This window comes from Scytonema sp. NUACC21 (genome assembly GCF_054684315.1).
In genome coordinates, this window is sequence record NZ_BAAFZH010000067.1 from 17,764 (window position 1) to 33,248 (window position 15,485).

The following is a 15,485-nucleotide window of genomic DNA, read 5'->3' on the forward strand; positions in this document are numbered from 1 at the left end:
AATGAATCATTCTGTAACTTTCAGTCAAACTGGTTTAGAAATAGCGATCGTTGGTATGGTAGGGCGTTTTCCTGGTGCCAACAATCTTGAGGAATTTTGGCAAAATCTACAAAATGGTGTAGAGTCAATAGAGTTTTTTAGCGATGAAGAACTGAAATCGGCAGGAATAGACCTGGATAAAGTCAATGACCCTAATTATGTCAAAGCAGGATCTGTATTAGAAGACATAGAGCTATTTGATGCTTCATTTTTTGGCTTCAATCCCAGGGAGGCAGAATGTATCGACCCTCAACAACGCATTTTTTTAGAATGTGCTTGGGAAGCTCTTGAAAGTGCTGGCTACGATTCTAAGCAGTATAAAGGTTTGATTGGAGTTTACGCCGGTACAAGCATTAATAATTATTTCATTAATCTTTATTCAAATCAGAACGTTAGAAATTCTATTGATGAACAACAGCTTGTTTTTGCCAATGATAAAGATTTTCTAACAACACGAGTGTCTTATAAATTAGAGTTAGAGGGACCTTCGGTAGACATTCAAACTGCCTGTTCGACTTCACTAGTTGCCGTACATTTAGCTTGCCGTAGTTTGCTCGGTGGTGAATGCGATATTGCCTTAGCTGGTGGCGTTGCAATTAATTCATCACAAAAATCTGGATATGTCTATCAAGAAGGGGGAATTTTATCTCCTGATGGTCATTGCCGTGCTTTTGATGCTAAGGCACAGGGAACCGTTTTTGGTAATGGTGTAGGAATTGTAGTTTTGAAGCGTTTGGAAGATGCTCTTGCTGATGGGGATTGCATTCATGCTGTCATCAAAGGTTCAGCTATCAATAATGATGGTTCTCTCAAAGTTAGTTACACAGCACCTCGTATCGATACCCAAGCAAAGGTGATTAAAACGGCTCAAACAATTGCTGAACTTGACCCTGAGACAATTAGCTACATTGAGGCACACGGAACAGGAACTTCTCTTGGAGACCCGATTGAAATTGCCGCACTGACGCAAGCTTTTCATGTTGGTTCACAAAAGAAAAATTATTGCGCTATAGGTTCAGTTAAAACAAATATTGGACATCTGGATACCACAGCTGGTGTTGCAGGCTTAATTAAAACAGTTTTAGCCCTTAAAAATAAACAAATACCGCCCAGTTTGCATTTTGAGCAGCCCAATCCCCAAATTGATTTCGACAACAGTCCTTTTTACGTTAACACCGCACTTTCAGAGTGGAAGGCAAATGGCACTCCTCGCCGTGCTGGCGTGAGTTCTTTCGGCATTGGTGGAACAAATGCCCATGTGATTCTGGAAGAAGCTCCACCTACTCAACCCTCTGAAGCATCTCGCTCCTGGCAGTTGTTGCTGCTTTCTGCAAAAACAGATTCGGCATTAGAAACGGCAACGGCAAATTTAGCGACTTATTTCAAGCAACATCCTAACGTAAACTTAGCTGATGTCGCGTATACCTTACAAGTTGGTCGTCGAGCTTTCGATTACCGCCGAATACTGCTATGCCAAAATGTTAATGATGCGGTGACAGTTTTAGAAAGTTTAGACCCACAAAGAATTTTTTCCCGCTTCCATGAGTTATGTAACCGACAGGTTGTATTTATGTTTCCCGGTCAGGGTTCACAGTATGTCAATATGGGTCAACAGTTATACGATTCTGAGCCAGTATTTCGGCAACATATAGACGAGTGCTGTGAAATACTTAAATCTCATCTTAGTGTCGATTTACGCTCTATTTTATATCCGGATAAAGAACGAGCACAGGTAGCTGTAGAGCAATTGCAACAAACTCAAATCACCCAGCCAGCAATGTTTGTAACTGAGTATGCCTTGGCTCAGTTGTGGATGTCATGGGGTGTATCACCCGCAGCCACGATCGGTCATAGTATTGGAGAATATGTTGCAGCTTGTTTGGCAGGTGTTTTTTCTCTAGAAGATGCTTTAGCGCTGGTTGCTGCCCGTGGACGGCTCATGCAACAACTTCCCTCTGGGGCTATGCTTTCGGTTCCACTTTCTGAAGAGGCACTACAACCCTGGTTGAATGAGGAGCTTTCGTTAGCGGCAATTAACGCACCATCTCTGTGTGTTGTATCGGGTTCAGAAGGAGCGATCGCCCAGTTGCAAAGTCGTTTAACACAAGAAGGTGTGGAATGTCGTAGATTGCATACTTCCCATGCCTTTCATTCCCAAATGATGGATTCCATTCTGGAACCATTTACTGAAGAAGTTAAAAAAGTTACTCTAAATCCTCCTCAAATTCCTTTTATCTCCAACCTGACAGGAACCTGGATTACAGCATCGGAAGCAACTCATCCCAGCTATTGGGCAAGTCATTTACGGCAACCAGTGCGTTTTGCTACAGGCATTGCTGAGTTAATAAAAGAATCAGAGCACATATTGCTGGAAGTTGGTCCTGGGCGAACGTTAAAAACTTTAGCCAAACAACAGACCAATGATTCAATAGTCTTGAGTTCAATACGCCATCCGAAAGACCAACAGTCAGATTTAGCATTTTTACTCAATACTTTAGGACAACTTTGGCTAGCAGGGGTACAAGTGGATTGGTACGGCTTTTATGGAACTGAGCAACGCCACCGTATTCCATTGCCTACTTATCCATTTGAGAGACAAAGATACTGGATCGATGCACAACCAGAAGTCGCTGTCAATACAACTCAAGGATTGTTACATAGGAAGCCCAATATTGCTGATTGGTTTTACATTCCTTCTTGGGAAAAAGACATAGCGTTTGAGTATGTTGACAATCAAAGGCAAACAACGCCAAAATCCTGTTGGCTAATTTTTGTGGATACTTGTGGGATAGGTTCACAAATTGCCAAACGACTAGAACACGAAGGTGAAGATTTCATTACCGTAACCCTAGGAAAACAGTTTACCAAATTCAGCGATCGCTCATACGCTATTAATCCCCAAAAACGAAATGATTATGATGCTTTGCTCAAAACTCTAGACGCAAAAGATTTGACACCAAATATAATTGCTCATTTATGGGGAATTTCACCCAATACACAACTCCATGACAATTTGCCCAGCCAACATACGCAGCTGGAAATTACAAACTTTGAAGAATATCAATCTTTAGGCTTCCATAGCTTACTCTTTTTAGCTCAGGCATTGGGAGAAAAAAATAATAGCAATCCTGTAGAAATTGCGGTTGTTACCAACAATATGCAAGATGTCGTTGGTGACGAAAATACCTATCCAGAGAAAGCAACCGTATTAGGACCGTGTATGGTCATTCCCCAGGAGTATCCAAATATCACCTGTCGTAGTATTGATATTCTTATCCCACAATCGGGAACAAAGATAGGAGATAAGTTAGTAGAACAGCTCGTAGCAGAAATAAAAACACAACCAAATCACCCAGTGGTAGCCTATCGTGGTGGTTACCGATGGATTCAAACCTTTAAAGCTGTTTCCTTGGATGACACGATTAAGGAAAGAACGCGATTAAGACAGGAAGGTGTATACTTAATTGCAGGCGATTTAGTAGAAGGTTTTGGTCTTGTTTTTGCAGAGTATTTAGCTCAGACAGTACAAGCAAAATTAGTTTTACTTGAAACGGCAAATTTTCCCGAACAACATGAATGGGAACAATGGTTAGTAACTCATGATGACCAAGATAGAATCAGTCATCATATTAAGAAATTACAAACCCTCAAAGAGTCTGGTGTAGAGTTTATCCTCATTCAGGTTGATGTGACTGACGAAGACCAAATGCTGGCAGCGATCGATAGAGCCTATAACCATTTTGGTGCAATTCATGGAATATTTTATATACCGGAAATTAGTCCCTTAAAGTCCGCCGTTTCAATCCAGGAAGCCACTCAATGTGACTGTTATTTGCAATTCCAGTCGAAAGTTTACGGTCTCTTGATACTAGAAAAAGTTTTGCAAGGGAGAAACATCGATTTTTGTCTTGTACAATCCTCAATGGCAACGATTTTAGGAGGGTTGGGTTTAGTTGCTTATGCAGCATCTTACCAATTTATTGATGCCTTTGTTCGCAAGCACAATCAGACTAACTCTATTCCCTGGTTTAGTATTAACCGACAAGCTTTGCACTCTGATTCAGAACAAGAAGCAATTGAAGTGACTGCCACAGAATTGGCAATGACGCCAAAAGAAGTTTGGCAATCCTTTGAATTAGTTTTATCTATGAAAGCACCGTGTCAAGTTATTGTCTCAACAGGTGATTTACAAACTAGGGTTGACCAAGCAATTAGATTTAAAGCCTTAAAAGAAATAAATTATTCCCAAACATCACAGCAAGCAGACTCTTTAAAATCTCACTCACGACCAAATTTACAGAGTGTTTATGTAGCTCCTAGTAACAACATTGAGCAAACGATCGCAACCACTTGGCAAGAAATTCTTGGTGTTGAACAAGTCGGTATTCACGATAATTTTTTTGAGTTGGGGGGGCACTCTTTACTCGCGGTTCAAGTGACTTCACGTCTGCGAGAAATTTTTCAAGTGGAATTGCCCCTACAAAGTATTCTTTTTGATGCTCCTACCGTGGGTGGACTTGCTGCTATCATTGCAGAACAGCAACCCAAACAAGAAGACATTGAAGAAATTGCTGCTTTATTAGAAAAGGTAAAAAGCCTTTCAGCAGAAGAGATTCAACAAGAACTAGTTAAGGATTCTTAATTATTAGTCATTTGTCCTTGGTCATTTGTCCCTAGTTCAAATTTCTTGACAAATGGTCAAAAACTAATAACAAAGGACGCTCTTCATTTAGATAATTGCTCGACCCAATTTAGGGAGTAAAGAAATGGAATTTAGCCTATTTTATTTTTCTGGTGATGGTTCTAAAAGACAAAAAGACAAGTATAATATTTTCATAGAAAGCGCTAAATTTGCAGATCGCAATGGTTTCTCTGCACTTTGGACTCCTGAAAGGCATTTTCATCCATTTGGAGGTCTTTATCCCAATCCTTCTGTGACCTGTGCAGCCCTAGCAATGGTAACTGAACGAATTCAATTACGCGCAGGTAGCGTTGTTATGGGACTTCATAATCCAGCACGTGTTGCTGAAGAATGGTCTGTAGTTGATAATCTTTCAAACGGTAGGGTGGCTCTAGCTTTTGCCTCAGGTTGGACTATAGAGGACTTTGTACTTTCTACCACAAGTCATGCTAACCGAAAAGAAACTATGTGGAACGGAATCAAAAAGGTTCAAAAACTTTGGAAAGGGGAACAGGTTGAACTTCAAGATGTGACAGGAAACAGTTTCAATATAAGGACATTTCCACGACCACTACAGGATAAATTACCTACTTGGATTGTGTGTCAATCTTCAGCAACATTTATTGAGGCTGGCAAAATGGGTGCCAATGTACTGACCTCTTTGCTGGGAGGGACTTTAGAAGAAGTTGCTCCACAGATAGCACTGTATCGCGAATCTTTAGCAAAGCACGGTCACGATCCGAAAGCTGGAAAGGTCGCAATGATGATACATACCTTTGTAGGAGAAGACTTTAACACCGTAAAAGAACAAGTGAGAGAACCTTTTTACAATTACTTGAAAACACATCTCGACCTGTTAGAAAATCTAGCAAAAAACGCTGGAATCAAAGTAAATTTAGAAAAATTTACGGAAGCAGATATTAATAGCCTTTTACGTTTTGCCTACGAAGGTTGGCTCAAAGGAAGAACTCTGATTGGCTCGAAAACGACTTGTATGCAGATGATAGAACAACTGAAACAAGCCGATGTTGATGAAGTCGCTTGCCTCATAGACTTTTATGAGAATTTTGATGCAGTTATGGACAGTTTACCTTACCTAAAAGGTTTGAAGGATATGTGTAATTTGAAAACAGAAAAAATGATGGCTCGCAGTTGAAACTTTAGTTAATTTGATAAAGCTTTGTTGAAAATTAATGATTGCGGGTTATACTAATGAATGATTTCAATCTAGAGATTGCTGCTCTTTCTCCAGAGCAAAAGGCACTATTTGACAAGCTACTCAAGCAAAGTGGTTTGAGCCATGTCAAAACTTCAGAAATCTCAAGAATATCCATTCTAAAAAGAAAATACGCTGACAATATACCTTTATCTTTTGCTCAGCAAAGACTGTGGTTTTTCCAGCAATTAAATCCTGATAACGGTGCTTATAATGTTTTTAGCGCCTTGCGTCTTAAAGGTCAGCTTAAGGTCACACTCCTAGAAAAGGTATTTACTGAAATTGTCAGGCGTCATGAAACCTTGCGGACAACTTTTATAACCAATTCAGAGGGACAACCAGTTCAGGTCATTGCTTCGCCTCAGCCATTTACACTACCAATACTGGATTTGAGGGAAGCATCTAATGTAGAGCAGGAAGTTGAGCGATTAGCAATTGCACAAGCCCAATGTCCTTTTGAACTAACTCAACCGTTACTGCGAATCACTCTCCTAAAGTTGACAGCGACAGAGCACGTTTTGTTGTTAACAATGCATCATATCATATCTGACCGCTGGTCTTTAGGGGTATTTGTTAGAGAAATGAAAGCCCTTTACGAAGCTTTTTCTAATGAGAGGTCTTCACCCCTCCCTGAATTACCAATTCAATATGCAGACTGGGCAATTTGGCAGCAACAATATCTGCAAGGAGAAGTGTTGGAAGCCCAGATGAATTACTGGAAGCAACAACTTGCTAATCTTCCTGTTTTGGAATTACCCACTGATAAACCTCGACCAGCTATTGCAACATATAAAGGTGCAAAACAATCTTTTGAATTATCTAAAGCTCTCACTGATGCACTTAAGGCTTTGAGCGCGAAGGAAGGCGTCACATTATTTACATTATTATTAACAGTATTTAAAGTCTTATTACATAAATATACTCATCAAAATGATATTGTCGTTGGCACTGATATTGCTAATCGCAATCGAGTAGAAACTGAAGGATTAATTGGTTTTTTGATTAACACTTTAGTACTACGCACTAACTTGTCTGAAAACCCGACTTTTCGCCAGTTGCTAAATCGAGTACGTGAAGTTACTCTTAAGGCTTATGACAATCAAGATATACCCTTCGATAAACTGGTGGATATTTTGAAACCAGAGCGAAATTTAAGCGATATGGTACCGTTGTATCAGGTCAAATTCGATCTGCAGCTGGCACAGGTGGAACCATTAGAACTTTCAGGACTAACTGTGAGTCCTTTGGTATTTGACAACGGGACGGCTAAGTTTGAGTTGCGTTTTAACTTGTTGGAAACGTCTCAAGGACTGACAGGGCTGGTAGAATACAGCACCGACCTTTTTGAGGCTCTTACCATCACTAGGATGGTGAAACATTTTCAGAACTTGCTTGAGGTTATTGTCGCTAATCCAGAGCAACGCCTTTCAGAGCTATCCTTCTTAACAGAATCCGAGCGACACCAATTAATGGTTGAATGGAATGATACAAAAGTTGAGTATCCTCAACATCAATGTATTCATCAGCTGTTTGAAGCTCAAGCAGAACGCACGCCTAATGCTATAGCAGTGGTGTTTGAAGACCAACAGTTAACCTACCGGGAACTCAACGCTAAAGCAAATCAACTAGCCCATTACTTGCGTTATCTGGGAGTGAAACCAGAGGTGTTGGTGGGGATTTGTGTGGAGCGATCGCTTGATATGGTCATCGGACTTTTAGCCATCCTGAAAGCAGGCGGTGCATACGTTCCACTAGACCCAACTTACCCGCCACAACGATTGGCATTTATACTAAAAAACGCTCAAGTATCAGTGTTGTTGACGCAAGCATCCCTCGTGCAGGCAATGTCGCAACACAAAGCAAAAATCGTTTGTTTAGATACTGATGGGCAAGCTATTGCACAACACAGTCAGGAAAATGTATTGTGTGATCTAACAGATCAAAACCTGGCTTATGTGATTTATACCTCTGGTTCCACAGGCAAACCCAAGGGCTACAAAACCCTGAATTCGGTGCAGAAAATCTATGATGCTGCTTTGGAAAATCGCATAGAACGCTCGTCAACTATGGTGGCATTGGGAGGCGGTGTCATTGGAGATATGACTGGCTTTGCAGCAGCAACTTGGCTGCGGGGAATTAACTTTGTACAGGTGCCAACCACTCTGTTAGCAATGGTAGATGCGTCCATCGGTGGCAAAACTGGTGTAAATCATCCCCAAGGCAAGAACTTGATTGGTGCATTCCATCAACCCCGTTTGGTTCTGATAGATCCGGAGGTATTAAAAACTTTGCCAGTGCGGGAGTTTCGTGCTGGAATGGCAGAAGTGATTAAATACGGTATTATTTGGGATGCTCAATTGTTTGGCGAGATGGAACAGAGCAAACGTCTTGACCAAATGCGCTACATCAAGCCAGAATTAATAGACACCATATTGACACGTTCTTGTCAAGCAAAAGCCGATGTTGTTAGTAAAGATGAGAAAGAAGCCGGACTGCGGGCAATTCTCAACTACGGTCATACAATCGGTCATGCAGTAGAAAGCTTGACAGGTTACCGTGTTGTGAATCACGGTGAAGCAGTTGCCATTGGCATGGTAGCAGCAGGGCAGATTGCAGTGGCACTGGGAATGTGGCAGAAAGAAGAGACAGAACGTCAAGATGCCCTGATTCAAAAAGCGGGTTTACCAACTCAACTTCCACCAGGGTTGAATGTTGATGGGATTGTTGATGCTTTGCAATTGGATAAGAAAGTGAAAGCTGGTAAAGTCAGGTTTATTTTGCCAACCCAGATTGGTGTAGTACAAATCACTGATGAAGTCCCCTCGGATACGATCCGGCAGGTGTTGCAAGGGATGATGCCTTCAGAATAAATAGCCCGCAGGTTTAGCCAGGGGTTAAACGAACAAACAGGTAAGGGTCAAAAAGAATACTTGTACTGGGAGATAGTATGTGGTAAATAAGGATAGTACTGCTATACTATCTCATGACTAGAACTCCCTTTGACCAGTTTTCCAAACAATTCTTGGAAGAGTTCCTAACTCCATTCGGAGAAGTGAAACCAAATTTTGAAGTCCCAGGGGAATCTAGATTTGTTGATATTTGGTTTGCCCCATCCCAACAACCAACTCTCAATCCTCAAACTTTGGGTTTGTTAGGTAGGATTGCCACCACACCTTGCTTGCTAGAACCTTTCCGCAATCAACCCTCATTCACACAAGTACGAAATTGTTTACTCAAGCTATTTTTGGTACAAGCTGATTTTCAACGCCAAGCCAAACGAGGAGGTTCGCTGATTCGAGAAACAGAGCTGCCTCATTTATGGATTCTTGCTCCCTCCGCCTCGGATAACCTTTTAAGTGCATTTGGTGCGTGTTTAGATGAGACTTGGCTAGAAGGAGTTTACTTGATGGTCACTGCTCTGAGGGCAGCAATAATTGCTATCAATGAGTTACCTCGAACTCCAGAAACTCTGTGGCTGAGAATTTTGGGTAGAGATGCGACACAACAACAAGCCATAGAAGAAGTTATTGCTCTGCCTGTTGAAGATCCGCGACGCTCTGCAACATTAAAGTTGCTATCAACTTGGAAGATTAATATAGAAGCAAGTGGCGAAATTGGTGAAGAAGAGCAGAGGTTGATTATGACATTATCACAAGCATATTTAGAGTGGGAAAAACAAACTGAGCTTCGAGGAATTGAGCAAGGAATCGAGCAAGGGCAACGCTTAGTAGTGGAGAACCTTCTTAAAGTTCGCTTTGGTGAATTAGACAAACAGCTAGTTAATATCATTCCATTGTTGTTAGAGCTACCAATTGAGGAGTATACTCCGCTACTGCTGTTGTCCCGAGAAGAACTACTGGCACGATTTCAACGCCCGCCCGTGTAAAGAACTAAAAATGCGTTTTTTGAGAAGATAGTATCAAATGAAGCTATTTATCCAAGCCAGTACATCCTCTGTTGGCTGGCTTGACCTGAAGAAGGTCAGTGGCGAGTTATTTTTACAATCGCCACAGATAACACAAATCGCGCCATCAAATTTGCTTAGGTCATTGAGAATTGTTTCGCTCAATTCTTCACCAACTCTGAAGGAACTTCTTGATTCTTTCCGGAAAAACAGGGAGTTGAGGGGGATATAGAGATGGTAGATGCACCCTAATTATCATCCCTCAGTCTGTGGCTGAGGGTTTTTTTATCGCAAAATTTGAGGAAGTAAACTAGGAGCCATCCACAAAGCGTAAATAATAAATCCAAAGAATAAAGTTGTTAAAACAGTGAAAATATAGCCAACCCACATCAACAAACCATCAGACTCTATAGTGGCTACTGCTAAAAGTAATATCCCAACTGTGGGAATGGGGTTGGTTAGAGGAACTGGTGAAATCAGTAAAATAGTTAACCAAGATATACAAAGACCATTAAATCTCCAAGTTAAAGGATGTTCTGCTATCTTTGCCAAGCGAGGACGGGTGATTTTTTCTAACACTCTGGTCACTCGTTGCAGGTTTTGTAAGAGTATCTCAACAAAGGCACGCGGGATTTTGTACTTGGCTATTTTTTTCGGGAGCCAAGGCGATCGCCTTCCAAACACCATCTGCACTGATAATATCATGCTAGCGCCACCAAAAGGTCCAGTTAATCCTGGCGGTATGGGAAATAGGAAAGGCAAAACTAATAATACAATCACCAGGCAAAGCCCTCGTTCTGAAGTTTCTGCCAAAATATCACCCAGACTAAGTGGCTGTTCTGCTAATCGCTGCAGCAAGGACTTAATATCTTGAGAGAATTTGAGGTGCATTGAGCTTGAGTTGAATGTGAGTCTCCACAATACCCAGCTTTACTTAACTAATAGAAGAATTGCAACCAGGTTATAAACACAAATCCTGTTTCTTCTATCCTAACCTAGCCTATGATAAGCGATCTATTTGCCTATTATGCAATAATTTACACTTAGTCATTAGCGATCGCTAGTAACTGTTCAAGCCCACGCCATTAGATTCTGCGATTGGAACTATCACAGCTAAAGCTTTGGGAATAACACGGAAGTGAGCCGGGGTATAAGTTGTAATTTCACCATCAGTATTAATAGGGCGTGGTTTGCGAGTATACACTTCAATTTCCTGACCTGAAAGGGAACGAACACCCTGCCAATGAACGTGCCGCCCTTGCCGCATGGTAGGTAAAATAGGAATAACTTGCCACCAGTGGCGAATTTCCAAACTGTACAAGTCCAATCTTTGGTCATCAATTGTGGCATCATGAACAACTGCCATCCCGCCGCCATAATAGCGACCATTACCCACTGCAATTTGCACCGTTTTTACCAGATATGATTGACCGTTGACACGCAGTTCTGCGCTAAAAGGTCGAGATTCCCAAATCACTTGTAAAGCAGCGAAAGCATAAGCAAATATTCCCCAACGGCGCTTAGCTTTTTTAGTCAATTTCTGGGTAATTTTTACACTCAATCCCAAGCTTGCAACATTAAAAAAGTGCTTACTGTTGACCAAGCCTAAATCTATATGTCTTACCTCACCTTTGGCAATAATTCTGCAAGCTTCTGGTATGGAATTGGGAATTCCCAAAGTTCTAGCCAAGTCATTTGCAGTTCCTAAAGGTAAAATTCCCAGAGGTAACTGAGTTTCTACCAAAGCGTCTACCGCCGCATTTAGGGTACCATCACCACCACCAACAATGATGAAATCAACTTCATGTCGATAGCGCAGGATGATTTCATGGATATCTTGTGGGCGTTCAGTGGTTTCTTGTATCAATTCAATGCCCAATTGCTCAAGACAGCGAATCGCTTCAGGTAAGCGCTTTTCTCCTTGACGGGCGTGGCGATTGACTAACAGCAGTGCGCGGTGTCTCATCGGCTGTTGCTTCTCGATTGATAAGCTGAAGGACTTAACTCTTATATATACAGTCTGCTAAAAATTTCTGTTATAACTGTATTTGTAATATAATGTATAAACTTTGCTCGAATTATTAGATATTTTTATGTTTCTTGTATCTTTGCGAATCCAAAAGAATAAATAAAAAAGATACAAAGTTTGTAAAGTAAAGGAAGAATTTTATTTTTATGAAAGCTTGGATTTACTTTATAACTAAGTTGACGTATTTTTAACTATAGCAGTTCTATTTGACTGGGTAAAAATTATTAACTGCCAAGACGCTAAGAGCGCCAGGAAAAGAGAGAATTTTACAAATGATTTAGGATTGCTACAGCAGTTCTCTGGGCGGGCAATAAGTTTAAAAAGGATTGCTAGAATATCAGCTTTTCTCTACCCGCAATCCAAAGTAGGTTAATACCAATTCAGTAGAACCAATATTAATAACTTCATGATATTCTCCCGGTTCAACTGCTACGCAACTTCCTGGAGCTAGAGGATACTCTTTGTCATTGATGCGAATCGTGCCAGAACCGGACTCAACAAAGAATACCTCACACATATCTTGGTGCGCGTGGGCTTTTGCTGTTTGTCCGGGGGCAAATCGAGATTGAGAAAAGTTAGTCAGGTGAGGCAAGTCGCCGAAGCGCAGCATCACCTTTTTCTTAATTTCGGGATTGTGTGAAACAGGTTCTTCTGGTAAGTCGTTGAGGGAAGTGAGTTTCATTCAGGTTGTTGTTCGGGTCTTAAATCGTTAGATATTTCTACGATACCCTGATACCCATCAATTCTTACTCTCTGCCCATCTTGCAAGACCCATGTTGCGCTTTTAACATCCATAATTGCGGGAATCCCATACTCGCGAGCGATGATTGCTCCGTGAGAGAGGCGTCCACCGGCTTCAGCAATTAATCCCCCAGCCCTTACTAGCAAGGGTGCCCAGCCAGAATCGGTGTATGGTACGACCAGAATAGTATCTTTATCTACATCTGGAACTGATTGTAAATTTCGCAACACCTTGACTCGTCCTTCTGCTTTTCCAGGACTGGCTGGAATGCCTTGCAGGACTTGGTCGGGAGAAGCGATCGCAGTTCGGAAAGGGAATTCTGGGGGATCGTTTCCGTAAACTAACAAAGGTACTGGATCTAACTGGCTATCATTTGCAAGATGGTTTCGTCTCAATTTCACCAAGTCGTGTAATTGATCCACAAAATCTGGTTCAAAACCTTCAACAAGACGTCGCACCTCATCATAATCCAAGAAAAATATATCCCCTGGTTCTTCAAGCAAGCCTGATTTTAGCCAAACCTGTTCTAAAGCAACAAAGCACCAGCGCAATTCAGCCAAAAGCTGGGAATAGACCTCTGTGACTCGTCCCTTTAAATGAACGCGGCTTTGTACAAATCCTCTTTTTTTCTGAGGTTGTTTGGTTTGAGGTGGTTCTGGTGCGAGGATGAACTGCACGAACAGCTGCTTGAGGGCTGATGGTTCTTCCTTCCAGGTGGGAACAGCAATATCAGTTCCTACTTCACTCAAATAACCATAACGGTGAAGCAAATTCTGAAATTTTGTCAAAATCTCTTGCCCTTCGGGTGTTTGTTCTAATTGCTCAAACACTTTATCTGGGTCAACTTCAAGTATAGCTTGGCGGGCTTTCGCTGCTAATTCCTGAAGCGATCGCAACGCCGCTATCTCAGGAGTCCTGCTGTTATCTAATTCTCCATCCTTTACCCGAAAGATAGCTTGTCGTAATGCCGCACTCAATGGAGCCATTATACTGTAGTAGGTCGCACGACGAAGTAACTCCAAAATCTCCTCTACTCTGGCGACCAACCTCACCGGATCGAGGTCTTCTACAGATTCCTGGCTTAATTGAGACAAAGCAGGAGCAAATCGCTTGCGATTGTCCCATTGAAAATCCATTTTTAAACAAATTTCCCGCCAAACTATCCGCAACAATCCGGGTAAATTGCGTAAAGTGGTATCCAAGGGTGGCTTACTCATTTTTGCTCCCCGAGTTAAAAATTCCAGACTTTCGGGAGGTAAACCCATACGTCGGAAAATTTCCCCCAACAAGGACGCATTAAAGTAAGCTCTGGAGTAGTGTAAGGTTGCTGTTTTGTTGAAATCCAGCCCGACAGAGCGTTCACCCAACACCAGAGCAAAAATTCCCCCCCAAACACCACAAGTTAACGGGCGATTAATCGACCAGGTTAGGGGGCGAATCACTCCGGGAATGACTTCTGCTGCAATTTTACGAGTCCAAATAGGTAGTAGGGTGGTTATAGGACGTGCTTGCAACACCCAAAGAGTTTGCCCATCAAAAGTCCATTCTATGTCTTGAGGAACGCCATGATAACGCTGTTCTATAAGCCGACATAAATATGCAACTTGCTTGATTAAAGCGGGTGGGATGTTCCCTTTCCCCTCTAGTTGTATGGAAGTGAAATTATCTGTATCGACAATATAAGCGCGATATTGCTCTGGCGTAACTCGTCCGGATACCACCTGTGTTGCGTTTCCTGGCAATGCTTCTATCACAACGGCTTCACCTTGCTTGGTAATGGGGTCGCGGGTAAAGGCAACACCGGAAAACACTCCTTGGACTTGTTGTTGAACAATAACCGCCATTGCTCCGTTGTAGACTCCGCGATCGCTTCGGTATTGTACTGCTGATGTACTATCGTAGGAAGCTTGACAGGTGGCGATTGCCGAGCGTAATTCCTCTTTTGTTGTTACATTCAACACTGTTACGTACTGACCCGCAGCAGAAGCCAGTTCTGAGTCTTCTCCTATTGCCGAGGAACGTACCACCAAGGGAAATATACCTGATGGCTGAAGCAACTCTATCAAGGGTTCGGGATTGTCATAGGGAGCAAGTACCCATCCTTTTGGGACTGGATAACCCCATCGCTTAACCTCTGATAATCGCGCTGCCTTTTGTCCTACAAAAGCAGCATCTAAATCATCATCTAAGGTGAGAATATTTTGTTCGCCACGAAAAAATTTAAACGCCGTTTGTGTTTCTGGTTGTGCCTGTTCAACTGGTAAGTCCAAGTCATCCGGCATTTGTTTGTAAATCCAACCGAGTAAAACAGCTAGGGCAATTGCGGCTACAATTTTGGGCGGATCTTCGCTATGTAAAATCCCTACAATCAGTGGGAATAATATTAAAACACCAAATTTTGCCAACTGTCTGGAGCGCACAATCGTAAAACTCGCGCTAGCTAGCAAAAATACAAATGTTGCTGCCAGGGGATCGTGTACGGCGAATCCCCAAACAACGTTGGTCGTACCCGCTCCTCTGCCCGCTACATATCGACCTAATACTAAGGCAATCAAAGCTACCAATTCCCATGCCGAGCCATCTTTGAAAACGGCACGGGCAAGTAAGACGGCAGCAATCCCCTTCAACGCTTCTGATAAAACTGCCAGCACTCCTACCAGCGTTCCACCGTGGTAGAAGGCAGCTGAAACACCGATGTTACCTGTTCCCAATTGTGCTATCTTCCGCTTCGATAGAGCTTGGGTAATCCAGGCAATAAGCGGTAGCGCACCCAGGAGGGGGCAGATAATGCAGATTGTTAAAATACCCCAGAGTTCTAGCATTTTTGATTCTGATTTTAGATTTATTTTCAATCCAAAATCTAAAATCTGAAAT

At 42.0% G+C, this 15,485-nt stretch carries 9 protein-coding genes; 4 read left to right on the forward strand and 5 right to left on the reverse strand.

Annotated elements, in window-relative coordinates:
- The first annotated feature begins 1 nt into the window (after nt 1).
- The 4 genes from ACYRY3_RS11795 to ACYRY3_RS11810 all read left to right on the forward strand — a co-directional run bounded on the left by ACYRY3_RS11795 (nt 2) and on the right by ACYRY3_RS11810 (nt 9,822).
- Nucleotides 2-4,681, forward strand: a complete 4,680-nt coding sequence (locus ACYRY3_RS11795) for a type I polyketide synthase (RefSeq protein WP_460201860.1) — start codon at nt 2-4, stop codon at nt 4,679-4,681.
- Between the two features lie 124 nt (nt 4,682-4,805).
- Nucleotides 4,806-5,876 carry an LLM class flavin-dependent oxidoreductase gene (locus ACYRY3_RS11800; RefSeq protein WP_460201861.1) on the forward strand — a complete coding sequence of 357 codons (1,071 nt, stop codon included), beginning with the start codon at nt 4,806-4,808 and terminating at the stop codon, nt 5,874-5,876.
- A 56-nt stretch (nt 5,877-5,932) separates the two neighbouring features.
- Nucleotides 5,933-8,806, forward strand: a complete 2,874-nt coding sequence (gene aroB / locus ACYRY3_RS11805) for a 3-dehydroquinate synthase (RefSeq protein WP_460201863.1) — start codon at nt 5,933-5,935, stop codon at nt 8,804-8,806.
- Nucleotides 8,807-8,919: 113 nt separating this feature from the next.
- Entirely contained in the window at nt 8,920-9,822 is a 903-nt protein-coding gene (locus ACYRY3_RS11810) for a flagellar assembly protein H (RefSeq protein WP_460201864.1), read from the forward strand.
- A gap of 33 nt (nt 9,823-9,855) precedes the next feature.
- On the opposite strand, the gene ACYRY3_RS11815 is transcribed toward ACYRY3_RS11810, so the two are convergent.
- From ACYRY3_RS11815 to ACYRY3_RS11835, 5 genes are all read right to left on the reverse strand, one after another.
- The gene (locus ACYRY3_RS11815; protein WP_460201865.1) at nt 9,856-10,005 is read right to left on the reverse strand and encodes an NACHT C-terminal alpha/beta 1 domain-containing protein; all 150 of its coding nucleotides are present in this window, start codon (nt 10,003-10,005) and stop codon (nt 9,856-9,858) included.
- A 120-nt stretch (nt 10,006-10,125) separates the two neighbouring features.
- Nucleotides 10,126-10,731 carry an exopolysaccharide biosynthesis protein gene (locus ACYRY3_RS11820; RefSeq protein ID WP_460201866.1) on the reverse strand — a complete coding sequence of 202 codons (606 nt, stop codon included), beginning with the start codon at nt 10,729-10,731 and terminating at the stop codon, nt 10,126-10,128.
- Between the two features lie 169 nt (nt 10,732-10,900).
- Nucleotides 10,901-11,806 (reverse strand): lipid kinase, encoded by a 906-nt coding sequence (locus ACYRY3_RS11825; RefSeq protein ID WP_460201868.1) that lies wholly within the window; start codon nt 11,804-11,806, stop codon nt 10,901-10,903.
- 400 nt (nt 11,807-12,206) lie between these two features.
- Nucleotides 12,207-12,551, reverse strand: coding sequence for a cupin domain-containing protein (locus tag ACYRY3_RS11830; RefSeq protein ID WP_460201869.1), 345 nt, complete (start codon nt 12,549-12,551; stop codon nt 12,207-12,209).
- Nucleotides 12,548-15,433, reverse strand: a complete 2,886-nt coding sequence (locus ACYRY3_RS11835; RefSeq protein WP_460201870.1) for a glycerol-3-phosphate acyltransferase — start codon at nt 15,431-15,433, stop codon at nt 12,548-12,550. The genes ACYRY3_RS11830 and ACYRY3_RS11835 overlap by 4 nt, the downstream gene beginning before the upstream one ends.
- Nucleotides 15,434-15,485 lie beyond the last annotated feature (52 nt).

What these genes read in the sequence shown, in the direction of transcription:
- ACYRY3_RS11810 (WP_460201864.1), top strand. Translation starts at nt 8,920, where the DNA reads ATGACTAGAACTCCCTTTGACCAGTTTTCCAAACAATTCTTGGAAGAG.
- ACYRY3_RS11825 (WP_460201868.1), bottom strand. Translation starts at nt 11,806, where the DNA reads ATGAGACACCGCGCACTGCTGTTAGTCAATCGCCACGCCCGTCAAGGA.
- ACYRY3_RS11800 (WP_460201861.1), top strand. Translation starts at nt 4,806, where the DNA reads ATGGAATTTAGCCTATTTTATTTTTCTGGTGATGGTTCTAAAAGACAA.
- ACYRY3_RS11820 (WP_460201866.1), bottom strand. Translation starts at nt 10,731, where the DNA reads ATGCACCTCAAATTCTCTCAAGATATTAAGTCCTTGCTGCAGCGATTA.
- ACYRY3_RS11835 (WP_460201870.1), bottom strand. Translation starts at nt 15,433, where the DNA reads ATGCTAGAACTCTGGGGTATTTTAACAATCTGCATTATCTGCCCCCTC.
- ACYRY3_RS11795 (WP_460201860.1), top strand. Translation starts at nt 2, where the DNA reads ATGAATCATTCTGTAACTTTCAGTCAAACTGGTTTAGAAATAGCGATC.
- aroB (WP_460201863.1), top strand. Translation starts at nt 5,933, where the DNA reads ATGAATGATTTCAATCTAGAGATTGCTGCTCTTTCTCCAGAGCAAAAG.
- ACYRY3_RS11830 (WP_460201869.1), bottom strand. Translation starts at nt 12,551, where the DNA reads ATGAAACTCACTTCCCTCAACGACTTACCAGAAGAACCTGTTTCACAC.